This is a genomic window from Pseudomonas gozinkensis (assembly GCF_014863585.1).
Taxonomy (GTDB): domain Bacteria; phylum Pseudomonadota; class Gammaproteobacteria; order Pseudomonadales; family Pseudomonadaceae; genus Aquipseudomonas; species Aquipseudomonas gozinkensis.
Genome location: NZ_CP062253.1, coordinates 6220717 through 6245703 on the forward strand (window position 1 = coordinate 6220717; position 24987 = coordinate 6245703).

At 61.9% G+C, this 24987-nt stretch carries 21 protein-coding genes; 5 read left to right on the top strand and 16 right to left on the bottom strand.

The genetic code is table 11. The features are described 5' to 3' along the window. Positions 1-24: 24 nt before the first annotated feature. The 7 genes from ssuB to IHQ43_RS27865 form a co-directional block, all read right to left on the bottom strand. Entirely contained in the window at positions 25-831 is an 807-nt protein-coding gene (ssuB, locus tag IHQ43_RS27835) for an aliphatic sulfonates ABC transporter ATP-binding protein (protein ID WP_192562770.1), read from the bottom strand. Beyond that, on the bottom strand, positions 828-1610 hold the full coding sequence (gene ssuC, locus IHQ43_RS27840; RefSeq protein ID WP_011336451.1) for an aliphatic sulfonate ABC transporter permease SsuC: 783 nt from the start codon (positions 1608-1610) through the stop codon (positions 828-830). Before ssuC ends, ssuB begins: the two co-directional genes overlap by 4 nt. A gap of 9 nt (positions 1611-1619) precedes the next feature. Further along, a complete protein-coding gene (ssuD, locus tag IHQ43_RS27845) occupies positions 1620-2768 on the bottom strand; it encodes an FMNH2-dependent alkanesulfonate monooxygenase (protein WP_011336452.1) in 1149 nt (382 codons plus the stop codon). Positions 2769-2793: 25 nt separating this feature from the next. Then, a complete protein-coding gene (locus IHQ43_RS27850) occupies positions 2794-3759 on the bottom strand; it encodes a sulfonate ABC transporter substrate-binding protein (RefSeq protein ID WP_192562771.1) in 966 nt (321 codons plus the stop codon). An 89-nt stretch (positions 3760-3848) separates the two neighbouring features. Further along, positions 3849-4442 carry an NADPH-dependent FMN reductase gene (ssuE, locus tag IHQ43_RS27855; RefSeq protein WP_011336454.1) on the bottom strand — a complete coding sequence of 198 codons (594 nt, stop codon included), beginning with the start codon at positions 4440-4442 and terminating at the stop codon, positions 3849-3851. Positions 4443-4786: 344 nt separating this feature from the next. After that, positions 4787-5425, bottom strand: coding sequence for a peroxiredoxin (locus tag IHQ43_RS27860; RefSeq protein WP_192562772.1), 639 nt, complete (start codon positions 5423-5425; stop codon positions 4787-4789). 293 nt (positions 5426-5718) lie between these two features. Further along, positions 5719-7062, bottom strand: a complete 1344-nt coding sequence (locus IHQ43_RS27865; protein ID WP_192562773.1) for an OprD family porin — start codon at positions 7060-7062, stop codon at positions 5719-5721. 365 nt (positions 7063-7427) lie between these two features. Here IHQ43_RS27865 and tauA point away from each other — a divergent pair, with 365 nt between their 5' ends. After that, positions 7428-8417: a taurine ABC transporter substrate-binding protein gene (tauA, locus tag IHQ43_RS27870; RefSeq protein ID WP_425220286.1), complete on the top strand. Its 990-nt coding sequence runs from the start codon at positions 7428-7430 to the stop codon at positions 8415-8417. 82 nt (positions 8418-8499) lie between these two features. Here tauA and argA read toward each other — a convergent pair whose 3' ends face one another. Next, complete coding sequence (gene argA, locus IHQ43_RS27875; protein ID WP_007951778.1) at positions 8500-9798, bottom strand: amino-acid N-acetyltransferase; 1299 nt, start codon at positions 9796-9798, stop codon at positions 8500-8502. 135 nt (positions 9799-9933) lie between these two features. Further along, positions 9934-11082 carry an acetylornithine deacetylase gene (gene argE / locus IHQ43_RS27880; RefSeq protein WP_192562774.1) on the bottom strand — a complete coding sequence of 383 codons (1149 nt, stop codon included), beginning with the start codon at positions 11080-11082 and terminating at the stop codon, positions 9934-9936. 156 nt (positions 11083-11238) lie between these two features. Here argE and IHQ43_RS27885 point away from each other — a divergent pair, with 156 nt between their 5' ends. Beyond that, positions 11239-12609: a CYTH domain-containing protein gene (locus tag IHQ43_RS27885; protein ID WP_007951783.1), complete on the top strand. Its 1371-nt coding sequence runs from the start codon at positions 11239-11241 to the stop codon at positions 12607-12609. Positions 12610-12733: 124 nt separating this feature from the next. Here the strand turns inward: IHQ43_RS27885 and IHQ43_RS27890 are convergent, their stop codons facing one another. Further along, positions 12734-13198 (bottom strand): Lrp/AsnC family transcriptional regulator, encoded by a 465-nt coding sequence (locus tag IHQ43_RS27890; RefSeq protein WP_027610503.1) that lies wholly within the window; start codon positions 13196-13198, stop codon positions 12734-12736. Positions 13199-13324: 126 nt separating this feature from the next. On the opposite strand from IHQ43_RS27890, the gene IHQ43_RS27895 reads away from it, so the two are divergent. The 3 genes from IHQ43_RS27895 to IHQ43_RS27905 all read left to right on the top strand — a co-directional run bounded on the left by IHQ43_RS27895 (position 13325) and on the right by IHQ43_RS27905 (position 15925). Continuing rightward, the gene (locus tag IHQ43_RS27895) at positions 13325-13663 is read left to right on the top strand and encodes a hypothetical protein (protein WP_192562775.1); all 339 of its coding nucleotides are present in this window, start codon (positions 13325-13327) and stop codon (positions 13661-13663) included. A gap of 90 nt (positions 13664-13753) precedes the next feature. Next, positions 13754-15538 carry a type IV pilus assembly ATPase TfpB gene (gene tfpB, locus IHQ43_RS27900; RefSeq protein ID WP_192562776.1) on the top strand — a complete coding sequence of 595 codons (1785 nt, stop codon included), beginning with the start codon at positions 13754-13756 and terminating at the stop codon, positions 15536-15538. Positions 15539-15607: 69 nt separating this feature from the next. Next, a complete protein-coding gene (locus tag IHQ43_RS27905; RefSeq protein ID WP_007951791.1) occupies positions 15608-15925 on the top strand; it encodes a DUF2388 domain-containing protein in 318 nt (105 codons plus the stop codon). A 121-nt stretch (positions 15926-16046) separates the two neighbouring features. Here IHQ43_RS27905 and gcvP read toward each other — a convergent pair whose 3' ends face one another. The 6 genes from gcvP to IHQ43_RS27935 form a co-directional block, all read right to left on the bottom strand. Continuing rightward, on the bottom strand, positions 16047-18920 hold the full coding sequence (gene gcvP, locus IHQ43_RS27910; RefSeq protein ID WP_192562777.1) for an aminomethyl-transferring glycine dehydrogenase: 2874 nt from the start codon (positions 18918-18920) through the stop codon (positions 16047-16049). Positions 18921-19055: 135 nt separating this feature from the next. Next, a complete protein-coding gene (gene gcvH, locus IHQ43_RS27915; protein ID WP_192562778.1) occupies positions 19056-19439 on the bottom strand; it encodes a glycine cleavage system protein GcvH in 384 nt (127 codons plus the stop codon). A 49-nt stretch (positions 19440-19488) separates the two neighbouring features. Further along, positions 19489-20571 (bottom strand): glycine cleavage system aminomethyltransferase GcvT, encoded by a 1083-nt coding sequence (gene gcvT / locus IHQ43_RS27920; RefSeq protein ID WP_007951799.1) that lies wholly within the window; start codon positions 20569-20571, stop codon positions 19489-19491. A gap of 157 nt (positions 20572-20728) precedes the next feature. Continuing rightward, positions 20729-22345, bottom strand: a complete 1617-nt coding sequence (locus tag IHQ43_RS27925) for an ABC transporter permease (RefSeq protein WP_192562779.1) — start codon at positions 22343-22345, stop codon at positions 20729-20731. A 163-nt stretch (positions 22346-22508) separates the two neighbouring features. Next, positions 22509-23513, bottom strand: a complete 1005-nt coding sequence (locus tag IHQ43_RS27930; protein ID WP_169432383.1) for an extracellular solute-binding protein — start codon at positions 23511-23513, stop codon at positions 22509-22511. A gap of 254 nt (positions 23514-23767) precedes the next feature. Further along, positions 23768-24985, bottom strand: coding sequence for a 2-octaprenyl-3-methyl-6-methoxy-1,4-benzoquinol hydroxylase (locus tag IHQ43_RS27935; protein ID WP_192565069.1), 1218 nt, complete (start codon positions 24983-24985; stop codon positions 23768-23770). Positions 24986-24987 lie beyond the last annotated feature (2 nt).

Sequence of the window (24987 nt, forward strand, 5' to 3'; positions counted from 1 at the left end):
ATTGATTCCTGTCGTTTGCTTGAGTTATTGAGCCCAACGCAGTTGCGTAGGCAAGGGTGAAACGGGTTCCGGCGCCGGCGGCTCGCCGGGCAGGGACAACACACGGTTGAGTACTTCGGTTTCCAGCGCCGCCAGCCGATGGGAACCACGCACCCGAGGACGCGGCAGTTCCACTTGCAGGTCGAGGCCGACTTCGCCGTCCTCGATCAGAATCACCCGGTCGGCAATCGCCACCGCCTCGCTGACGTCGTGGGTCACCAGCAACACGGTGAAACCGTGCTGTTGCCAGAGACGTTCGATCAGTTGCTGCATCTCGATCCGGGTCAGCGCATCCAGTGCGCCCAGCGGCTCGTCGAGCAGCAACAGACGCGGTTGATGAATCAGCGCCCGGGCCAGCGCCACACGCTGCTTCTGCCCGCCGGACAGCGCCGCCGGCCACTCATTGGCGCGATCCGCCAGGCCCACCGCATCCAGCGCCTGCAAGGCTTGCGGGCGCCAGTTGCCCTTGAGGCCGAGACCGACGTTGTCGATGATCTTTTTCCACGGCAGCAGTCGCGCTTCCTGGAACATCAGCCGGGTGTCGTTCCGCGCATCGCTGAGCGGTGCAGCACCGGCCAGCAGATCGCCGCCGGAGGGTTGATCGAGGCCGGCGAGCAAGCGCAGCAATGTACTTTTGCCGCAACCACTGCGCCCGACCACAGCGACAAACTGCCCCGCCGGAATGTGCAGATCGATGCCGCGCAGCACTTGCCGCGAGCCGAAGGTCTTTTGCAGGTTGCGCACCGCCAGCGGAATCCCGCGCAGCAGGCGTGGAGGTTGTTGAGCGGTCATGCCGCACCTCCTTTCGCCACTTGATACGCCGGATGCCAGCGCAGCCACACACGCTCAAGTCCACGGGCCGCGAGGTCGGCCAGCTTGCCGAGCACCGCGTACAGCAGAATCGCCAGCACCACTACGTCCGTCTGCAAGAACTCACGGGCATTCATCGCCAGATAACCGATGCCGGAGCTGGCGGAGATGGTTTCCGCCACGATCAGCGTCAGCCACATGAAACCCAGGGCGAAGCGCACGCCGACCAGAATCGAAGGCAGCGCGCCCGGCAGAATCACTTGCCAGAACAGGCTGAAACCGGACAGGCCATAACTGCGGGCCATTTCCACCAGCGCCGGGTCGACGTTGCGGATGCCGTGATAGGTGTTGAGGTAAATCGGGAACAACGTGCCCAACGCCACCAGGAAAATCTTCGCCGACTCATCGATGCCGAACCACAGGATCACCAGCGGAATCAGCGCCAGGTGCGGCACGTTGCGGATCATCTGCACCGAACTGTCGAGCAGGCGTTCGCCCCACTTCGACAGACCGGTGATGAAACCCAGCACCAGGCCGATGCTGCCACCGATGGTGAACCCCAGCGCGGCGCGCCAGCCGCTGATTGCCAGGTGCGTCCAGATTTCGCCGCTGCGCACCAGGCTGACGCCGGCTTCGATCACCGCCACCGGCGCCGGCAGAATCCGCGTCGACAGCCAACCGGCCGACACCGACAACTGCCACACCGCCAGTAACAACACCGGCAACGCCCAGGGCGCGAGGCTGTGGATAAATTTCTTCATGGCGGCGCCTCAGCTCTGGGACGCGGCTTTGGGAAGAATGTCGTTGGCCACCATCTCGCCGAACGGGCTGACGTAACCGGCGCTTTTCGGCAGTTCCGGGCGCTCGACGTCGAGGTGCGGGAACAGCAGTTCGGCCACCCGATACGACTCTTCAAGGTGTGGATAACCGGAGAAGATGAAGGTATCGATGCCCAGATCCGCGTATTCCTTCACCCGTGCAGCGACAGTCGGACCATCGCCGACCAGCGCGGTACCGGCACCGCCGCGCACCAGACCGACGCCGGCCCACAGGTTCGGGCTGACTTCAAGGTTGTCGCGACTGCCACCGTGCAGCGCGGCCATGCGTTGCTGGCCGACCGAATCGAACCGCGCCAGCGAAGCCTGGGCACGTTTGATGGTGTCGTCGTCCAGATGCGAGATCAGGCGATCCGCCGCCTGCCAGGCTTCAGCGTTGGTTTCCCGCACGATCACATGCAGGCGAATGCCGAAGCGCACGGTGCGGCCGAGCTTGGCCGCTTTGGCGCGAACCTGTTCGATCTTCTCCGCGACTGCTGCAGGTGGCTCGCCCCAGGTCAGGACCATTTCCACTTGTTCGGCGGCCAGATCCTGCGCCGCTTCCGACGAACCACCGAAATACAGCGGCGGACGCGGTTGCTGGATCGGCGGATAGAGCAATTTGGCGCCCTTCACGCTGATGTGCTCGCCGTCGTAATCCACGGTTTCGCCTTCCAGCACACGGCGCCAGATCCGGGTGAACTCCACCGAAGCCTGATAGCGCGCTTCGTGATCGAGGAACAGACCGTCGCCGGCCAACTCTTCCGGATCGCCACCGGTCACCAGGTTGAACAGCGCACGACCGCCAGACAGACGATCCAGCGTTGCTGCCTGACGCGCTGCCACCGTCGGGGAAATGATCCCGGGGCGCAGGGCGACCAGAAACTTCAGACGCTGAGTCACCGGGATCAGCGAGGCCGCCACCAGCCACGAGTCCTCGCAGGAACGGCCGGTGGGAATCAGCACACCGCCAAAACCCAGTCGATCCGCCGCTTGCGCGACCTGTTGCAGATAGCCGTGGTCGACGGCGCGGGCGCCTTCGGCGGTGCCAAGGTAATGGCCGTCGCCGTGGGTAGGCAGGAACCAGAAGATGTTGAGGCTCATGGAGTGGTCTCCTTGGGGATTCGAATTACTGCGCTTTTGCCACAGCGGCCGGTGGGGTCCAGATCACGTCCTTGATGCTCAATGGCTTGGGAATCAGCTTGAGCTGGTAGAAGGTGTCGGCGATTTTCTGTTGTGCGGCGACCACTTCCGGGGTCAGGAACAGCGCGCCGTAGCCCTGGCGTTTCACCGAGGTCAGGGTGATGTCTGCCGGCAGGCCGAGCAGCGGCGACACCTGTTGGGTCACGTCTTCCGGGTTGGCCCTGGACCACTCGCCGACGGCGCGCACTTCTTCCACGAGGGTCTTGATCACCTCGGGATTTTTCTGTGCGTAGGGTTTGGTCGCCAGGTAGAACTGGTGGTTGTCGACGATGCCTTTGCCGTCACGCAGGGTGTGCGCTTGCAGCTGTTTCTCGGCGGCGGCCTGGTACGGATCCCAGATGACCCAGGCGTCGACGCTGCCGCGTTCGAACGCGGCGCGGGCATCGGCCGGCGGCAGGAAGACGGTTTGAATGTCGGTGTACTTGAGGCCGGCGTCTTCCAGCGCACGCACCAGCAGGTAGTGGACGTTGGAGCCTTTGTTCAGGGCGACTTTCTTGCCCTTGAGATCCGCCACCGATTTGATCGGCGAATCTTTCGGCACGAGGATCGCTTCGCTGTTCGGCGCTGGTGGCTCGTAGGCGACGTAGAGCAGATCGGCACCGGCCGCCTGAGCGAAGACCGGCGGGGTTTCGCCGGTGACGCCGAAGTCGATCGAGCCGACGTTCAGGCCTTCCAGCAACTGCGGGCCGCCGGGGAATTCAGTCCATTGCACGTCGACGCCTTGGGCGGCGAGACGTTTCTCCAGAGTGCCCTTGGCTTTGAGCAGCACCAGCGTGCCGTACTTCTGATAACCGATTCGTAGCGTCTCGGCCTGAGCTTGAGTGATGGCGCCGAAGGTGACAGCCGCAGCAAACAGAGCGACCAGACCACGACGCAAAAATACAGTGCGCATAGCGCTCTCCTTTTTGCTGTTGGGTTTTGGCTGCACCTGCTTGGCCGTTGGCGGCTGAGTAAGGTGAGTACTTCAAGTTTCGATGTGGCTCAAATGCTCCAGCGAGCACTCAACAAACGTTCGTTCAACAGCCCCGGCTCCAGCGGCTTCGGCCGGCGGGCCATGGCGCTGACAAACTGGTCCAGCGCCTCATGCAGTCGCTGCTCCAGAGCCGGCGCCAACTGCGCCTGGGCACTGCCTTCGCCGTAGGCGATCTGGCTGTCCTCGGCAAAAATCCCTTGCAGCATTTCCTGGGCCTTCAACGCCGACAGCACAGGCTTGAGGGCGTAATCGACCACCAGCATGTGGGCGATGCTGCCGCCGGTGGCCATTGGCAGAACAATCTTGTGGTTCAGGGCGCGTTCGGGCAGCAGATCCAGCACGGTCTTCAGCGCGCCGGAAAACGACGCCTTGTACACCGGCGTGGCGATCAGCAGGCCATCGGCGTTTTCAATCTGTTGCAGCAGGTCGAGCACCTTCGGGCTGTCGAAGCGAGCGTGGAGCAAGTCTTCGGCCGGGAAGTCCCGCACCTGATAACTCACCACTTCCACCCCTTGCTGCTGCAACCAGCGTTGCGAGCGCTCCAGCAACACCCCGGACCGGGAACGTTGACTAGGGCTGCCACCGAGTGAGACGACCAGCATTCAGAGAATTCCTTGCGCGTTACAGGCGATTCGCGGGTTGCGATCTCGCTTCGATGTCAGTGACCTTACCAGCTGATTTATATATCCATAAATCATATTTATTCATTTGGTTATTCTTTATGGAGATATGCATTTCACTTTCCTGCGGGCAAAAAAACAGGCCGTGAAAACGGCCTGAAACCCTGCATCGTGGTTCGTACTGATCGCTCCCAGACTGATCGTTCCCACGTCGAGGCGTCGAACCGTCCGCGTGGGAATGCCGCCCGTGACGCTCTGCGTCACAGTGGACGCGGAGCGTCCATGTATTCATTCCCACGCGGAGCGTGGGAACGATCCCAAGTAGGTTATTTGTTGGGCTGTGGGGTGAGGCGCAGGTACGGCTTCACCGCGCGGTAGCCTTTCGGAAAACGTTGCTTGATTTCGTCTTCGTCCTTGAGCGACGGCACGATCACCACCTCGTCACCGTCCTGCCAGTTGGCCGGGGTGGCCACCTTGTAGTTGTCGGTGAGCTGCAGCGAATCGATCACCCGCAGGATCTCGTGGAAGTTGCGCCCGGTGCTGGCCGGGTAGGTGATGGTCAGGCGGATCTTCTTGTTCGGATCAATCACGAACAGCGAACGAACGGTCAGGGTGTCGTTGGCGTTCGGATGGATCAGGTCATACAGATCGGACACCTTGCGATCGGCATCGGCCAGGATCGGGAAGTTGACGATGGTGTTCTGGGTTTCGTTGATGTCACCGATCCACTTGTGGTGCGAGTCCACCGGATCGACCGACAGCGCAATAGCCTTCACGCCACGTTGGGTGAACTCATCCTTGAGCTTGGCAGTGAAGCCCAGCTCGGTGGTGCACACCGGGGTGAAGTCCGCCGGGTGGGAGAACAGCACGCCCCAGCTATCGCCCAGCCATTCGTGGAAACGAATCTTGCCGGCGCTGGAATCCTGTTCGAAATCGGGGGCGATATCGCCAAGTCTGAGGCTCATGGTGCGGCTCCTGATGAGTGGTTGGAGACCTCAACTGTAGCTCGTGATTCGTTCTTCTGAAAAAGAATAAATAACTAGATATTTATATCTATAAAGAATATTAAACATCTGTTCACTGGACGCCCCGCAGCATCGCGACGAACATCGCCCTCAAGGTTCGAGAAGGCCTTGAGTTGCTGTAAAGAGGGGAACATCGGGAAAGGCTTACGGGGGTGAGCCGGACCCGAAACGCAAAAGCCCCGTCCGGCGCGATGCCGGACGGGGCTTTTTTACATCAGTGCAGGAGCGCGCTATTACAGCAGCGGGATCGAGTAGCTGACGATCAGGCGGTTTTCGTCCTGCGAACGAGTGTTCGGCAGGTCGGTGCGCCATACAGCGTTTTTCCACATCAGGCCGACGTTCTTGAACGGACCTTCCGGTACGACGTAACCGATGGTGAAGTCGCGTTCCCACTCGGAACGGTTCGAAGCGTTTTCGCGACCGTTGGTGCCAACGGTGTCGATCGAATCGCCTTTCAGGTAAACCACACCAGCGGTCAGGCCAGGTACGCCGACTTTAGCGAAGTCATACGAGTAGCGAGCCTGCCAGGTTTTCTCGCCGGCACGACCGAACTTCTGGATCTGCATGTCGGTGATGGTGTAGTTCGACGAACCGTCGCCCTGGTTCAGCCAAGGGAAGTCGGAGCTGCCGTTGGAAACCTGGTAACCGCCACCGAAGGTGTGACCTTCAACGGTGTACAGGAACAGGCCGCTGTACAGGTTGTTGTCGACTTCGCCACGACCGTTACGCACGCCGGTGTATTTACCGCTGCTGTAGTAGGCCGGATCAGTGCCGTTCTTGCCGTCGTCGGAGCTGTTGAAGTAACGGAAGTCAGACTTCAATACGCCCGGGCCGATGGCCCAGTTGTGTACCAGACCCAGGAAGTGCTGCTTGTAGAAGTCTTCCAGGTTGCCGTAGTAGTACTGGGCAGTCAGGTCTTTGGTGATCTTGTAGTCACCACCGGCGTAGATGAACTTGTTGCTGTCACGGAAGCCAGTGCCACGGGTGTTTGCACCGCCGATGGACAGGTTCTCGTTGTTGCTGGAGTTACGGCCTTTCACGGCTTCGATCTGACCACCGACCAGAGTCAGGTCCTTGATTTCGCCGGAAGTGATCTGACCACCCTGCCAGGTTTGTGGCAGCAGACGACCGTCGTTGGTCACGATGACCGGGTTCTTCGGCTGCAGGGTACCCAGCTTCAGTTCAGTCTGGGAGATCTTGGCTTTGGCAGTCAGACCCAGGCTGGAGAAGTTGTCTACGGCTTTACCGTTGGACTCGCTCGGGAACACAGTGCCGCCGTAAGCGGTGCCGCTGTTGCCGTTGGTGCCGCCGCCCGAATCCAGACGCACGCCCAGCAGGCCGATGGCGTCGATACCGAAGCCTACAGTGCCTTGGGTGTAGCCGGAGATGAAACGCAGATCGAAGCCTTGGCCCCACTCTTCGTTCTTGTTGGCGCCAGCGCCATCGCGGTTGTCGGTGTTGATGTAGAAGTTACGCAGCCCCAGGGTGGCCTTGCTGTCTTCGATGAAACCGGCTGCGCCTGCCTGCTGCGCAATAACCCCTACGGCCACGGCCAGGGCCAAGGTGGACTTGTTCATGTATCGCTCCTCTCGTTTCTAATTCTTGTGTTCCTGGTCCGGGGTCTGATGCCCCTGGATCCTAAGATGCGCGATTAGCGCCAGACCGTGACTGACAAGTCAATCGTAACCTTGTGTGTCTACGACCAAGGTCTAATCGCAGTTATTTGGTCCCTGCAGGGTAAAGACTTCCTGATAATCCCAAAAAGAATTTATTCATTCTTTTTCATATCATTCGGATATATGGCCAGCCAATTGCCATCTGTACCGGGATACAGCGTATCGGCGACTAAGCTCATTACTAAATGGTATTTGTTAGCCTTTTTTTAGATCGATTAGCTTTGACGCAACCCCGATTCGTCAATCCCTATCAAAAAGGCGACGCCATGATGGCCAAACGCGCACTATCTAGTCAATTTGTTACAGTTTGTGTGTCGGCGCTGATTTCTTTTTCAGCCCATGCTGCCAACCTCACCGTGGGCTATCAGACCGGTATCGACCCGAGCAAAGTGCCCCAGGCAGACGGCGTCTACGAGAAGACCATCGGCGAGAAAATCGACTGGCGCCGGTTCAACAGTGGCCCGGAAGTTGTGACAGCCATTGCCTCCGGCGATGTGCAGATCGGCAACCTCGGCTCCAGCCCGCTGGCGGCCGCCGCCTCGCGTAATCTGCCGATCGTTGCCTTCATCGTCTCGGCGCAGATCAATGCCGCCGAAGCGCTGGTGGTGCGTAACGGCAGCGGTATCAACAAGCCCGAAGACCTGATCGGCAAGACCATCGCCACCCCGTTCGTCTCCACCTCCCACTACAGCCTGCTCGGCGCGCTGAAGCACTGGGGCCTGGACACCTCGAAAGTCAAAGTAGTGAACCTGCAACCCGCAGAAATCGCGGCGGCATGGAAGCGCGGCGACATCGACGGTGCCTTTGTCTGGTCGCCGGCGCTGGGGGAAATCCGCAAGACCGGCAAGACCCTCACCGATGCCGCGCAGGTCGGCCAGTGGGGCGCGCCGACCTTCGAAGTCTGGGTCGCGCGCAAGGACTTTGCCGAGAAGCATCCTGAAATCGTGGCCAAGTTTGCCAAGGTGACCCTGAACTCGTTCGCTGATTACGCGGCTCATAAAGACAGCTGGACGGCCGACTCGGTGCCTGTACAGAAAATCGCCAAACTGACCGGTGCCAATGCCGCCGACGTCCCGGAATTGCTCGCCGGCTCGGCCTTCCCGGACGCCAAGGCGCAACAGACCACGGCGCTGCTGGACGGCGGCACGGCGAAGGCTATTGGTGAGACGGCGAAGTTTTTGAAGGAGCAAGGCAAGGTCGAAAGTGTTTTGCCTGACTACTCGCCGTACGTCAGTGCGAAGTTTGTAACCGAATAAACGCTATCGCGAGCAGGCTCGCTCCCACACAGGCTCAGTGAACCTTTGTGGGAGCGAGCCTGCTCGCGATGAGGGCGTCACGTTACAGAGACTTTTCGAAGATCTTCGAATTGCGCTGATAGTTATAGAGAGAAGCCCGCGCCGCCGGCAGGCGCTCGACGCTGCTCGGTTCGAAGCCGCGCTCCCGGAACCAGTGGGCGGTGCGGGTGGTGAGGACAAACAGGGTTTTCAGGCCCTGCGCCCGGGCACGGGTCTCGATGCGTTCCAGCAGTTCGTCGCCGCGGCCGCCATGGCGATACTCGGGATTCACTGCCAGGCACGCCAGCTCGCCGGCATCCGAATCGGCAATCTGATACAGCGCCGCACAGGCAATGATCATCCCTTCCCGCTCGACCACGCTGAACTGCTCGATCTCACGCTCCAGCACTTCGCGGGAGCGACGCACCAGAATCCCCTGCTCTTCCAGCGGACTGATCAGGTCGAGCAAGCCGCCGACGTCTTCAATCGCCGCCTCGCGCACCAGTTCGAATTGCTCCTGAGCCACCAACGTACCGCCACCGTCACGGGTGAACAGTTCGGTCAGCAGCGCGCCGTCCTCGGCATAACTGACGATATGGCTGCGCGCCACACCGCCACGGCAGGCTTCGGCGGCGGCATCCAGCAGTTCCGCCTGATAGTTGCTGCCCAGACGCTGCAAATGCGCCGGCACCTGTTGCGGACGCAGCTCGCGCACCAGTTTGCCGTTTTCATCGATCAGACCGAGGTCGGCGCCGAACAGCAGCAGTTTGTCGGCGCCCAGATCGATGGCGGCACGGGTGGCGACGTCTTCGCAGGCCAGGTTGAAGATCTCACCGGTCGGCGAATAACCCAGCGGCGACAGCAACACGATGGAGCGCTCGTCGAGCAGGCGGTTGATGCCCTTGCGGTCGACCCGGCGCACTTCGCCGGTGTGGTGATAGTCGACACCTTCCAGCACGCCGATCGGCCGCGCCGTCACGAGGTTGCCGCTGGCCACCCGCAGGCGCGAGCCCTGCATCGGCGACGAGGCCATATCCATCGACAGCCGCGCTTCGATGGCGATGCGCAACTGGCCAACCGCGTCGATCACGCACTCCAGCGTCGCGGCATCGGTGATGCGCATACCGTGGTGGTAATGCGGGGTCAGGCCGCGGGCGGCAAGGCGGGTTTCAATCTGTGGACGAGAGCCATGAACCAGCACCAGTCGCACACCGAGGCTGTGCAGCAGCACGATGTCATGGACGATGTTGCCGAAATTCGGATGCTCCACGCCGTCGCCCGGAAGCATGACGACGAAAGTGCAATCGCGGTGAGCATTGATATAAGGAGACGCGTGGCGAAGCCAATTGACGTATTCGGGCATGAACCTGGGCCTGTAATAAATAGCAGCCGGAAAAGGGGCGAAACGGAAAACGCACAGCGGGCTGATGGTTATCGTCGGAACAGGCTTGGCGACACGCGCGCTCTCCTCATGAATACGGGTGGGTGTTTGGGCAATTTATACAGCTTTGAGACAGTAATGTTCGATCAACTGCCGCAATAGATGCACGGTAGGCTGCAAACGTGACATTTCAAGGTACTCGTCCGGCTGGTGCGCACAGGCGATGTCACCCGGGCCGAGCACGATGGTTTCGCAGCCGAGGCGCTGAAGATAAGGCGCTTCGGTGCCGAACGCTACCGCTTCGGCCGTGTGGCCGGTGAGTTTTTCGGCTATTCGCACCAGCTCGGCGTCTTCGGCCTGCTCGAACGGTGGCACTTCGGGAAACAGCGGCGCGTAATCAATCTTCACCTGATGGCGCTCGGCGACCGGGTTGAGCCTGCGCAGAATCTCGCTGCGCAAGACCTTGGGGTCCATCCCCGGCAGCGGCCGCAGGTCGAATTCCAGCGAACACTGGCCGCAAATGCGGTTGGGGTTGTCGCCACCATGGATGCAGCCGAAGTTCATGGTCGGCTGCGGCACGCTGAACTGCGGGTTGTTGAATTCGCGCTGCCACAGAAGGCGCAGGCCGCGCAGCTCGCCGATGGCGTCGTGCATCGCTTCAAGGGCGCTGTGCCCGAGACGCGGATCCGACGAATGGCCGCTCTGTCCGAGGATATCGATGCGCTCCATCATGATCCCCTTGTGCATGCGGATCGGCTTGAGCCCGGTCGGCTCGCCAATCACCGCCGCACGGCCCAACGGGCGCCCCGCTTCGGCCAGCGCCCGGGCCCCGGACATCGAGCTTTCTTCATCGCAGGTGGCGAGGATCAGCAGCGGTTGCTTGAACGGCTGATCGAGCAGCGGTTGCACGGCTTCGATGATCAGGGCAAAAAAGCCCTTCATGTCGCAACTGCCGAGGCCGACCCAGCGGCCGTCGACTTCGGTGAGTTTCAGCGGATCGGTTTTCCACAGCGCATCGTCGTACGGCACCGTGTCGCTGTGCCCGGCCAGCACCAGTCCGCCGGGGCCGCTGCCGAAACTGGCGAGCAGGTTGAATTTGCCGGGGCTGACCTGCTGGATATCGCAATTGAAACCGAGATCGCCGAGCCATCCCGCGAGCAGATCGATCACCGCCCGGTTGGACTGATCGAGGCTCGGCTGGGTGCAACTGACCGACGGCACGGCGATCAGTGCAGCGAACTGGTCTTGCATGGACGGCAAAGGCATCGCTGACTCCAACTCCCGGATTGAAGTCCATCATAGAACCATCCGGCGCCGAGAATAAACCGCCGCAAAGCGTAGGAAGGTTCAGTCCTGTACACTGCACGGCCTTGGCAGCCACACACTCCCCCGGCTGCGCTCCCGATCCTGGATTTTCCGGCCATGCAGAAAGAAACCGAAATCAAACTCCGCGTCAGCCGCGAAACCCTCGCCGCCCTGCGCGAGCACCCTCTCCTGAAAAAACGCAACAAAAGTGGCTGGGAACGCCGTGAGTTGATGAATCAGTACTTCGACACGCCCGAGCGTGACCTGGCCCGGGCCAAGGTTGCCCTGCGCCTGCGCAAGGACGGCGAAGAGGTGATTCAGACCCTCAAGACCCGTGGCCAGAGCGTCGCCGGCCTGTCCGAGCGTAACGAGTACGACTGGAACCTGCCCAAAGCCAAGCTCGACGTGAAAAAACTCGACGGAGAATGCTGGCCCGAGTCCCTCGCCGAGCTGGACAAGAAAACCCTGAAGCCGATCTTCACCACCGATTTCGTCCGCGAGCGCGCCGAAATCGCCTGGGGTCGTGGCAAGACCAAAGTGGTCATTGAAGCCGCGCTGGACCTGGGCCACGTGGTAGTCGGCAAGCAGAAAGAAGAAATCTGCGAACTGGAACTGGAACTGCGCGAAGGCGAGCCTGCCGCGCTGCTGGAACTGGCCGCCGAGCTGGCGGAAACCCTGGCTCTGATGCCGTGCGACATCAGCAAGGCCGAGCGCGGCTATCGCCTGTACGACGCCAACAGCTACTCGCTGAGCCTGCCGGCGCCAGCCATCACCGCTGAAACCCCGCTGGACGATGCCTTCGCCGCTCTGGCCTGGCACTTGCTCGGCAGCAGTCAGCGTCTGGCCGAACAGTATCGTTTCAACGGCCACTGGCGCCTGCTGCAGGACTGGGTCGAGAACCTCGCGGAAATGCGCGCCCTGCTGAGCAGCCTCGGCCAGGCCGCACCGCGTCCGTCGACCCACGACTTGCGCGTTGCGCTGGATGCGTTGCTGGAAGACTGGCGTCCGCTGGTACAGGTCGGTATCGAAGACGAAGACGTGCGCAAAGCCGCGCCGGAGCAGTTCCTCGAAGAACTGGAAGATCCGCGCTGGGGGCTGTTCTCGCTGAACGCTTCGCGCTGGTTGCTGGCCCGCACCTGGACGGCTGACCGCAACACCCGTGGCAATCGCCAGGGTGCCGCGCAGTTGCAAAGCTGGCTGCCGCGCCTTCTGGGCGAAGAAGCCACTTCGCTGCAATTGCAGCGTTACCAGCAACAGCCGGAAGATCTGGCCGAGCAACTGCCGCGCATCGAGCGCATCCAGGTCTGGCTGCACCACGCGCGCAATGTGCTGGAAATCCCGGAAATGGATCGTCTGTACGGCGAGCTGAACAAGCTGGCGCAACTGGCCAACGAGCCGACCATCACCGACGAACTGCTCGATGCGCGCAAGCATCAGGCAATTGCGGTTTACCAGAATCGCGCCTGGAAAATGCTGCTGCGCATGTAACACCGCCATCGCTGGCAAGCCAGCTCCCACAGGTTTTTGTGTTGAAACACAATATGCGTTTCAACCTGGAACCCTGTGGGAGCTGGCTTGCCAGCGATGAGGCCCGCACATCCACAGCAAAACGTCAGACCGGCAAACTCGTCGTGGACTTGATCTCCGACAACGCCACAATCGAGTTCACTTCCTGAATCCCCGGCACCAGCGACAGCTTCTCGAAGAAGAACCGCTCATACGCCTCGATGTCCGCCGCGACAATCCGCAACAGAAAATCCACCGCCCCCATCAACACGTAACACTCCAGCACTTCCGGAAAGCCGCGAATCGCCTCGGTGAACTCAGTGAAGTTCGAACGCCCATGAGCATTGAGTTTGATTTCGGCAAAGATCTGCGTGTTCAGACCGATTTTCTTGCGATCGAGCAAGGTCACCTGACCACGAATGATCCCCTCCTCCTTCATCCGCTGAATACGCCGCCAACAGGGCGACTGCGACAGGCCCACCTGTTCGGCAATCTGTGCGCTGGACAAGGAAGCGTCCTCTTGCAGCAGGGCGAGAATGCGCCGGTCGTAGCTGTCCAGCTCACTGTGCATAAACAATCCTCAAAACCAATAAATAGCGAATTGATCTACCCGATCAGCCGCCTAATCAGCTCATCTTAGACAAGAAATGCCCGGCATCGAATGTAAAAATTCCTCCACTGATTCCGGGGACCTGCCATGCCACACCTCGAAGCCGTCAACACCCCTGCGCCCCGTGCCGATGTGTGGAACGCCAGCAATACCCATTGCCTTGCGCAGTACCAGATCCTGGCCGAGGCCGAGCCGGATTTGCTGGTGCGGGTGCTGAACCTGTTCGCCTTGCAGTTCCTCACCCCGGAACAGGTCAATGTCCAGCGGCTGGACGATCTGCTGTCAATCGACATCATCATGGGTGGCCTGAGCTGGCACCGCGCCCAGGTGATCGCGGAAAAACTTCGTAACCTGATCAGCGTCTGCTCGGTGAACCTGCAAAACCCCGACGCGGCGTGGGATGCGCCGGCGCAGGCGGCCGGCTGACAAGAACCGAAACGTCTTCGTCGGGTAGTGGCCCAACGGTCGGCGGGGCCGCGACTATCCTTTGCGCACTGTCGTTCAAAAGGAGCCCGCATGTCCGTTCAACTCGCCACTCAGGACCGCTGGCTGGATCTCAATGAGGTACTGCGTGAACTGGTCGCCCAGGGTTTCATCTGCCAGGACTCGGCCGAACAGGCCCTGAATGCCCGGCGTCGGCATGCCGCCCACGGCCAGAAGCACCCGCTGGAATTCATCGCCAGTCAGCAACTGGACGACCTCAGCCGTCCGGGCAAATACCTCGACCTGGAAAGCCTGACCCTGTGGCTGGCGCAGCAGGCCGGCCAGCCGTACCTGCGGATCGATCCGCTGAAGATCAACGTCGCCGCCATCACGCCGCTGATGTCCTATGCCTTCGCCCAGCGCCACAAGATCCTCGCGGTGTCAGTCGACCGCGACGCCGTCACCGTCGCCAGCGCCCAGCCCTACGTCAGCGGCTGGGAGGCGGATCTGACTCACGTCCTGAAACTGCCGATCAAGCGAGTGGTGGCCAATCCGGCGGACATTCAGCGTTTCAGCGTCGAATTCTTCCGCCTCGCCAAATCGGTCAGCGGCGCCAGCAATGCCGATGCGCAGGGCGGCAACCTCGGCAACTTCGAACAACTGCTCAACCTCGGCGCCAGCGATCAGGAGCCGGACGCCAACGATGCGCACATCGTCAACATCGTCGACTGGCTGTTCCAGTACGCCTTCCAGCAGCGGGCCAGCGATATCCACATCGAACCCCGGCGCGAGCAAGGCACGGTGCGTTTTCGCATCGACGGCGTGTTGCACAACGTCTATCAATTTCCGCCGCAGGTGACGATGGCTATCGTCAGCCGCCTGAAAAGCCTTGGCCGGATGAATGTCGCCGAGAAGCGCAAACCCCAGGATGGCCGGGTCAAGACCAAGACCCCGGACGGCGGCGAAGTCGAACTGCGGCTGTCGACCCTGCCCACAGCGTTCGGCGAAAAAATGGTGATGCGGATCTTCGACCCGGAAGTGCTGCTCAAGGATTTCGATCAGCTGGGGTTTTCCGCTGACGATCTGCGGCGCTGGCAGGACATGACCCGCCAGCCCAACGGCATCATCCTGGTCACCGGCCCGACCGGTTCCGGCAAGACCACCACGCTGTACACCACGCTGAAAAAACTGGCGACGCCGGAGGTCAACCTCTGCACCATCGAGGACCCGATCGAGATGGTCGAGCCGGCCTTCAACCAGATGCAGGTCCAGCACAACATCGACCTGACGTTCGCCGCCGGCGTGCGCGCGCTGATGCGGCAAGACCCGGACATCATCATGATCGGCGAGATCCGCGATCTGGAGACCGCCGAAATGGCGATTCAGGCGGCGCTGACCGGACACCTCGTGCTCTCGACCCTGCACACCAACGACGCGCCGAGTGCCATCAGCCGTCTGCTGGAACTCGGCGTGCCGCATTACCTGATCAAGGCCACCGTGCTCGGCGTCATGGCGCAACGACTGGTGCGCACACTGTGTCCGCACTGCAAGGCGCCGCTGACCCTTGACGAAGAAGACTGGCAAACCCTGACCCGGCCGTGGCAGGCACCGCTGCCGGGCAATGCGCAACGGGCCATCGGTTGCCTGGAATGCCGCGACACCGGTTATCACGGTCGCGCCGGGGTCTACGAAATCATGCAACTGAGTGACGGCCTCAAGGCCTTGATCAGCCCCGACACCGATCTCACTGCGATCCGTCGGCAGGCGTTCAAGGAAGGCATGCGCAGCCTGCGGTTGTCCGGCGCGCAGAAAGTCGCGGCGGGGCTGACTACGCTTGAGGAAGTGTTGCGGGTGACACCACAGAGCGAGCAGAAATAGCCGCTCACGGAACCGGATCGGGGAAATGGCAATCCAACCGGTTATTCAACACCAGTGGAGTCACCCAACATGCGTCTCAAACTTGCTGTCGCCACCCTTGCCCTGCTGTCTCTGCCCGTCGGTTCGGCAATGGCCGACAGCTTTTGGCGTAACGTCATTTCGTCCGGCGCCACGACCGGCTCGACCTACCTGACTTTCAAGGATCACAAACTGATCGTTGCCGCTCAGGACGACGCCGGCAGCTTCGTCGCCAGCGACGGCGGTATCCGCGGCCCGTACCTGGAAGCCGCGATGCAGAAAGTCCGCGCCGACAACCCGGGCCTGCAGGCAACGGACATGGAACTGGCGAACGCGATCCTGGCGAAGAACGCCGTGGCCTCGGAATAACCTTCCGGACAGACAAAAATGCCGCTCACACGAGCGGCATTTTTTTGCCCGCCGTTTCAAATTCACCATAGCCCCTGTGGGAGCGGGCTTGCTCCCACAGGGTCGAGGTATACGCGAAAGATCAGAGGTAATCGTCCACCGGCACGCAGGCGCAGAACAGGTTGCGGTCACCGTAGACGTTATCGACCCGGTTCACCGCAGGCCAATATTTGTGCGCCTTGGTGTGCGCATCCGGCGTGATGCCCCGCTCGATGCTGTACGGCCGCTCCCACACGCCGGTGATATCAGCCAGGGTGTGCGGGGCCCGTTTGAGCGGGTTGTCCTCGGCCGGCCAGTTGCCGTTTTGCACCTCGGTGATTTCCGCGCGAATACTCAGCATCGCGCCGATGAAGCGATCCAGTTCAGCCTTGGATTCGCTCTCGGTCGGCTCGACCATCAAGGTACCCGGCACCGGGAACGACATGGTCGGCGCGTGGAAGCCGTAATCCATCAGGCGCTTGGCGACGTCTTCTTCGCTGATGCCGGTGGCGGCCTTGAGCGGCCGCAGATCCAGAATGCATTCGTGGGCGACCCGCTCGTTGCGCCCGGTGTACAGAACGGGGAACGCACCTGACAGATGCTGCGCCAAGTAGTTAGCCGCGAGGATCGCCACTTCGCTGGCGTCCGCCAGTTGCGGCCCCATCATCGCGATGTACATCCAGCTGATCGGCAGAATGCTCGCACTGCCCCACGGCGCGGCGCTGACCGCACCGTTTTGCGGTTGCGGCCCGTCGATCGGCACCACCGGATGATTGGCGACGAACGGTGCCAGATGCGCGCGAATACCAATCGGCCCCATGCCCGGCCCGCCTCCGCCGTGGGGAATGCAGAAGGTCTTGTGCAGGTTCATGTGTGACACGTCGGCGCCGATGTCCGCCGGCCGCGCCAGCCCGACCTGGGCATTGAGGTTGGCGCCGTCCATGTAAACCTGGCCGCCGTGCTTGTGGATAACTTCGCAGATTTCGCTGATGCCTTCCTCGTACACGCCGTGGGTCGACGGGTAGGTCGCCATCAGGCACGACAGTTTGTCCCCGGCCTCGGACGCCTTGGCTTTCAAATCCTCCAGATCAACGTTGCCGGCGTCGTCGCACTCGACAATCACCACGCGCATCCCGGCCATCTGCGCCGAGGCCGGGTTGGTGCCGTGGGCCGAAGATGGAATCAGGCAGATATCCCGCCCGCCCTGCTGGCGGCTCTCGTGGTATTTGCGGATCGCCAGCAACCCGGCGTACTCGCCCTGGGCGCCGGAGTTGGGCTGCATGCAGATCGCATCGAACCCGGTGATCGCGCACAGCCAGCGCTCAAGCTCCTCGATCATCAGGGTGTAACCGACCGCCTGCTCACGGGGCACGAACGGGTGCAGGTTGGCGAATTGCGGCCAGGTGATCGGGATCATTTCGCTGGTGGCGTTGAGTTTCATGGTGCAGGAGCCCAGCGGGATCATCGACTGGTTGAGCGCCAGATCCTTGTTCTCCAGCTGCTTGAGGTAGCGCAGCATCTCGGTTTCGCTGTGGTGGGCGTTGAACACCGGGTGACGCAGGTACGGCGTGCTGCGTTGCAGCGTGTCGGGAATGCCGGAGGTCAGCGTTTCAGCGTCGAGATCACCGACGCTCAACCCGTGATCGGCGCCCAGCAGCACATCGAACAGTCTGGCCACGGTGTTTTCATCACAGGTCTCGTCGAGGCTCAGGCCCAGTTGGCCGCGACCGAGGATGCGCAGGTTGATCTGCGCGGCCCGGGCACTTTCGATGATCGCGGTTTGCGCCCCGCCCACGTCCAGCGTGAGGGTGTCGAAGAAATGTTGGTTGAGGCGCTTGATGCCATGGCGCTCAAGCCCGGCGGCGAGAATACAGGTCAGCCGGTGCACGCGCTGGGCGATTCGTTTCAGCCCTTCCGGACCGTGATAGACCGCATAGAAACTGGCGATGTTGGCCAGCAGGACCTGTGCGGTGCAGATGTTCGAATTGGCCTTCTCCCGGCGGATATGCTGTTCGCGGGTTTGCAGGGCCATGCGCAACGCAACGTTGCCACGGGCATCTTTCGACACGCCGATGATCCGCCCCGGTATCGCCCGTTTGTATTCCTCGCGACTGGCGAAAAACGCTGCGTGCGGGCCGCCGTAACCCATCGGCACGCCGAAGCGCTGGGATGAGCCAAACACCACATCGGCACCCAGTTCGCCCGGCGGGGTCAGCAGCAACAGACTGAGCAGATCGGCCGCCACGCACGCCAGCGCTTGCTGCGCGTGCAGGTGATCGATCAGTGGCCGCAAGTCGCGAACTTCGCCGTGGGTGTCGGGGTATTGCAGCAACGCGCCGAACACCTGGTGCTGCTTCAAGTTATCCACAGCGTCGACAATCAACTCGAAGCCGAAGCCTTCGGCGCGGGTCTGCACCACGGAAATGGTTTGTGGATGACAGTTTTCGTCGACGAAGAACAGATTGCTTTTCGACTTCGCCACACGCTTGGCCAGGGCCATGGCTTCCGCCGCGGCGGTGGCTTCATCGAGCAGCGAAGCGTTGGCCAGTTCAAGGCCGGTGAGGTCGATGGTCAGTTGCTGAAAGTTGAGCAACGCTTCGAGCCGGCCCTGGGCGATTTCCGGTTGATAAGGCGTGTAGGCCGTGTACCAGCCGGGATTTTCCAGCACGTTGCGCAGGATGACGGTCGGCGTCAGGGTGCCGTGGTAGCCCATGCCGATCAGGCTGGTCCAGACCTGGTTCTGCTCGGCATAACCGCGCAGCTTTGCCAGCGCCGCCTGTTCGTCCAGCGCCGGCGGCAGGTCCAGCTCGCGGTTGAGGCGAATGCCTGGCGGCACGGTCTGTTCGATCAGTTCGACCCGGCTGCCGAGGCCTAGGCTGTCGAGCATCGCCTGCTGCTCGGCGGCATCGGGGCCGAGGTGGCGGCGCAGAAAGGCATGGGGATCGCGTAACTGGCTCAGGGATGGCAACTGGGACATGACGGGCTCTCTCTTGGCTGGCGGCTCGGCGTCAATGCAACACGGTCAAACCAGCATAGCAGCCACCCCGACGGCAAAAGTCCCGGGCAGAAAAAAGCCCCGACGGGTCGGGGCTTTGGGGGTCTCGCCTGCAGCTTATTCGCCGATGGCAGCCTTGTAGGCGGCAGCGTCGAGCAGCTTGTCCAGCTCGGCCTTGTCGCTTGGCTTGAGCTTGAAGATCCACGCGGCGTACGGATCGTTGTTCAGTTCTTCCGGCGCGCTGGCCAGTTCCTCGTTGACAGCAATCACTTCGCCACCAACCGGGGAATAGATGTCGGAAGCGGCCTTGACCGACTCGACGACACCGGCGGCATCACCGGCGGCGAACACCTTGCCCACTTCTGCCAGCTCGACAAACACCACATCACCCAACGCTTCCTGGGCGTGATCGCTGATGCCCACGGTGACGGTGCCGTCGGCTTCCAGGCGCGCCCATTCATGACTTTCGGCAAAACGCAGTTCAGCTGGGATGTTGCTCATGCTCGGTGTCCTCAAGAAATTGTCAGCGGTCGTGCCCGCCGGAAAAGGTTTAGATCAAGGTTTTGCCGTGACGGACAAAGGTCGGTTTGACCACGCGTACCGGATACCACTTGCCACGGATTTCCACTTCGGCGCGGTCGGCAGTCGCCATCGGTACACGCGCCAGGGCAATCGACTTGCTAAGCGTAGGAGAGAAACTACCACTGGTGATCTCCCCTTCGCCAACATCAGCGATACGAACCACCTGATGAGCCCGCAAAACCCCGCGTTCCTCAAGCACCAGGCCGACCAGTTTATGCTGCACGCCGGCGGTTTTTTCCGCTTCCAGCGCGTCGCGACCGATGAACCGGCGCGTGGCCGGCTCCCAGGCGATGCTCCAGGCCATGTTCGAGGCCAGTGGCGAAACGTCCTGGTGGATGTCCTGACCGTAAAGGTTCATGCCGGCTTCGACCCGCAGCGTGTCGCGGGCACCGAGGCCGATGGGGGAAATGCCGGCGCCCACCAGATCGTTGAAAAACCCGGGGGCCTGATCGGCCGGCAGGGCGATTTCCAGTCCGTCCTCACCGGTGTAGCCCGTGCGCGCAATGAACCAGTCGCCGTCGACGTGACCTTCGAAAGGCTTGAGCATCTGGATCAGGTTGGCGCGGGACTGGGTCACCAGCTCGGCAATCTTGTGCCGGGCATGGGGGCCTTGAATGGCGAGCATCGCCAGCTCGGAGCGTTCGTGCATTTGCACATCGAAACTGCCCAGCTGCGCCTGCATCCAGGCCAGGTCCTGATCGCGGGTGGAGGCATTGACCACCAGACGATAACCGTCCTCGAGCCGGTAGACGATCATGTCGTCGACGATGCCGCCGCGCTCGTTGAGCATGGTGCTGTACAACGCACGGCCGGGGCTGTGCAGGCGTTCGACATCATTGGCCAGCAAATGCTGGAGCCAGGCCTTGGCCTGGGGGCCGGTGACATCGATCACGGTCATGTGGGAAACATCGAACACCCCGCAATCGCGGCGCACCTGATGGTGTTCCTCGACCTGCGAGCCGTAATGCAGGGGCATGTCCCAACCGCCAAAATCGACCATCTTCGCGCCGAGGGCGAGATGCAGGTCATACAGAGGCGTACGCTGTCCCATGGGTTTCTCCTTCCGGGCGTGGCGAAGGTGCGGAGCGCTGCTGCACGGATCGGAAAGCCCTGTAAAAAAAGGCTTTCAGCCGATTTCAGCGACAGGGTCTGTCAGACGGACCGCACCGAATGCCGCGCATTGTAGCCGCATGATTCAGGTCTCACTACTAAGTGTTTCGATGCGCCGAACGGCGAATAAGTCCGATGACCGGCAACAAGCCGACCAGCACTAACGTCAGCGCCGGCAACGACGCCCTCGCCCATTCCCCTTCGCTGGTCATTTCGAAGATCCGCACCGCCAGCGTGTCCCAGCCAAACGGGCGCATCAGCAGGGTCGCGGGCATTTCCTTGAGCACATCGACGAACACCAGCAACGCGGCGCTGAGCGTGCCGGGCAGCAACAGCGGCAGATACACTTTGAAAAACAGTCGCGGCCCACTGACACCCAGGCTACGTGCCGCTTCAGGCAAAGAGGGCCGTATACGCGCCAGACTGCTTTCCAGCGGCCCATAGGCCACCGCCACGAACCGCACCAGATACGCCAGCAGCAACGCCGCCAGACTGCCCAGCAGCAACGGTTTGCCCGCACCGCCGAGCCAGCCGGACAGCGGAATCACCAGCTCCCGATCCAGATAACTGAATGCGAGCATGATCGACACCGCCAGCACCGACCCTGGCAAGGCATAACCGAGATTGGCCAGACCGACTGCGGAATTGATCGTCCGGGTGGGCGCCAGACGCCGGGCGAACGCCAACAACATCGCCACGCCAACCGTGATCAACGCCGCCATGCCGCCCAGATACAGCGTATGGAGAATCAGCCCGGCGTAGCGCTCATCCAGATCGAATCGCCCGCGCTGCCAGAACCACACCACCAGTTGCAGCACCGGAATGACAAACGCGCAGGCGAACACCAGACCACACCAGCCGGTCGCCGCCCAGGCCTTTGGCCCCCGCAGGTGATACAGCGCCTTGACCCGTGGCCTTTCATTACTTGCCCGGTTCGCGCCACGGGCACGACGTTCGCCGTACAGCACCAGCATCACCACCAGCAGCAACAGGCTGGCCAGTTGCGCGGCGCTTGGCAGGCTGAAGAAGCCGTACCAGGTCTTGTAGATCGCGGTGGTGAACGTGTCGAAGTTGAACACCGACACCGCGCCGAAATCCGCCAGGGTTTCCATCAATGCCAGCGCCACGCCGGCACCGATGGCCGGGCGGGCCATCGGCAATGCCACACGCCAGAATGCTTGCCACGGCGACTGACCGAGCACTCGCGCGGCTTCCATCAATCCCTTGCCCTGCGCCAGGAACGCAGTGCGCGCCAATAGATAAACGTAGGGATAAAACACCAGCACCAACACCAGAATCACCCCGCCGGTGGATCGCACTCGCGGCAGGCGCAGGCCGGTGCCGAACCATTCGCGCAGCAGGGTTTGCACGGGGCCTGCGAAGTCCAGCAGGCCGACGAAGACGAACGCCAGCACGTAGGCCGGGATTGCGAACGGCAGCATCAGCGCCCAGTCGAGCCAGCGTCGCCCGGGGAATTCGCAGAGGCTGGTGAGCCAGGCGAGGCTTACGCCGATCAGCGTCACGCCGACGCCTACGCCGAGGACCAGCGTCAGGGTGTTGCCCAGCAGACGCGGCATCTGGGTTTCCCACAGGTGCGACCAGATCTGGTGATCGATGGTTTGCCATGAGAGCAGGAGCACGCTGAGGGGGAGCAGCACCAACGCGGCGATGGCGAAGACGATGGGGTACCAGCGGCGTTGGGCGGGGTGGGCCAAGGAAACAGTCTCGTTCAAATGATTGTGCCCACGCTCTGCGTGGGCACACATTCTGTGACGCTCTGCGTCACGCTGTCGATGATGCGACGCAGAGCGTCGAGGGCTGCATTCCCACGCAGACGGTTCGACGTGGGAACGATCAAACAGTGCTGTCAGGGATGACTCAGTTCCAACCCGCCCGATCCATCATCCGGATCGCTTCAGCCTGTCGCTTGCCCGCCACTTCAACCGGCAGCGTATCGGCCACAAATTGCCCCCAGGCCGCCACTTCCTCCGAAGGCTTCACTGCCGGATTCGCCGGGAATTCCTGGTTCACGTCGGCAAAGATCTTCTGCGCCTCAGGCGTGGTCATCCACTCCACCAGCGCCTTGGCCGCTTCCGGGTGCGGCGCATGTCTGGTCAGGCCGATGCCCGACAGGTTGACGTGCACCCCGCGATCCGCCTGGTTCGGCCAGAACAGTTTCACCGGCAGTTCCGGCTTCTGCTTGTGCAGGCGGCCGTAGTAGTAGGTGTTGACGATGCCGACGTCGCACTGGCCGGCGTTGATCGCCTCCAGCACCGCGACGTCGTCGGAGAACACGTCGGTGGACAGGTTGTTGACCCAGCCCTTGAGGATCTTCTCGGTCTTCTCGGCGCCATGCACTTCGATCATGGTGGCGGTCAGCGACTGGTTGTAGACCTTCTTCGCCGTGCGCAGGCACAGACGGCCTTCCCAGTTCTTGTCGGCCAGCGCTTCGTAGGTGGTCAGTTCGCCCGGCTTCACCCGTTCGGTGGAATAGGCGATGGTCCGCGCGCGCAGGCTCAGACCGGTCCAGGCGTGGCTGGACGAGCGATATTGCAGGGGAATGTTGGCGTCGATGGTTTTCGAGGTGAACGGCTGGAGAATGCCCATCTGCTCGGCCTGCCAGAGGTTGCCGGCATCGACGGTCAACAGCAGGTCGGCGGTAGCGTTCTCGCCCTCGGCCTTGATGCGCTGCATCAGCGGCGCTTCCTTGTCGGTGATGAACTTGATCTTCACCCCGGTCTTGGCGGTGTAGGCATCGAACACCGGCTTGATCAGCTCATCGATACGCGAGGAGTAGACCACCACCTCGTCGGCGGCCTGGGCGGCAGTGCTGCCGATCAGGGTCAGGGCCAGTGCGGTCAGAACACGCTTGGATGCCAACATGGGAGCGGTCTCTCGGTCGGGAAAAGTGGCCCAAATGATAAGGACTCACATTTACGAGCTCAATCGAACACTTTCCCAAGGAGTTACCAGATGTTGCACGGCATAGGCGGTGCCTGATCTGACGCCTTCGCGGGCAAGCCCGCTCCCACAGGGTTCCAGGGTGTACTCAAATTTGAATTTCACACTGACCACTGTGGGAGCGGGCTTGCTCCGGGCGGCGATCCGACGAAAGGGCCCTCAGTCCCAACGGAGAATTAAGGTTTAGCCAGGACTGGAAGGTCCCCGGTCAACCCCAATGCTTCGCGCACGAACAACGCTTTGGCCTCTGGCATCTGCTCGACGATTTTCAGCCCGGTGTTGCGCAACCAGCGCAGCGGCAGCGGATCGGCCTGGAACAAGCGCTCGAAGCCTTCCATCGCCGCCATCAGTGCCAGGTTGTGCGGCATGCGCCGACGCTCGTAGCGGCTCAGGACTTTCACGTCCGCCAGACGCTCGCCGCGTTCGTGCGCTTGCAACAGCACTTCGGCCAGCACCGCGGCGTCGAGGAATCCGAGGTTCACGCCCTGCCCCGCCAACGGGTGAATGGTGTGCGCGGCATCACCGATCAGTGCCAGGCCTTCGGCCACGTAGCGTTTGGCGTGGCGTTGACGCAGCGGCACACACAGGCGCGGGTCGGCGCTGATGACGTCGCCGAGACAACCTTCGAAGGCGCGCTCCAGCTCACGGCAGAAGTCCGCTTCATCCAGCGCCATCAGCCGTTCGGCTTCGCTCGGCGTGGTCGACCAGACGATCGAGCACCAATCCTGCTGACCGTCACGCTCCAGCGGCAGAAACGCCAGCGGCCCGTGATCGGTGAAGCGCTGCCACGCGGTCATACGGTGCGGTTTACTGCTGCGCACGCTGGTGACGATGGCGTGGTGCAGATAATCCCACTCACGGGTGGCGACGCCGGTGAGACGGCGCACGGCGGAGTTGGCGCCGTCTGCCGCGATCACCAACGGTGCGCGCAAGGTGCGGCCGTCGGCCAGGGTCAGCAGCCAGTCGTCACCGGAGCGGCGCATCTGCTCCAGTCGCGCGTTGGCCAGCAGGCCCATATCGCAATCGTGCAGACGATCGAGCAAGGCGTCCTGGACCACGCGGTTTTCGACGATATGCCCCAGCACATCGGCGTGCACGCTGCTGGCCGAAAAGTGAATCTGGCCGGTGCCGCTGCCGTCCCAGACGTGCATGTCGGTGTACGGGCTGCTGCGTCGGTTGACGATGCCGTCCCACACGCCGAGGCGATCGAGGATCCGCTGACTGGCCGCCGACAGTGCGCTCACCCGTGGTTCGAACGGCGCGTCGCCATCGAAGGGTTTGACGCTCAACGGGCTGCCGTCGAGCAGCAGGACTTCCAGCCCGCTGCCCTGCAACGCCAGCGCCAGGGCACTGCCGACCATTCCGGCTCCGACAATCAGCACATCCGCGCGCATTT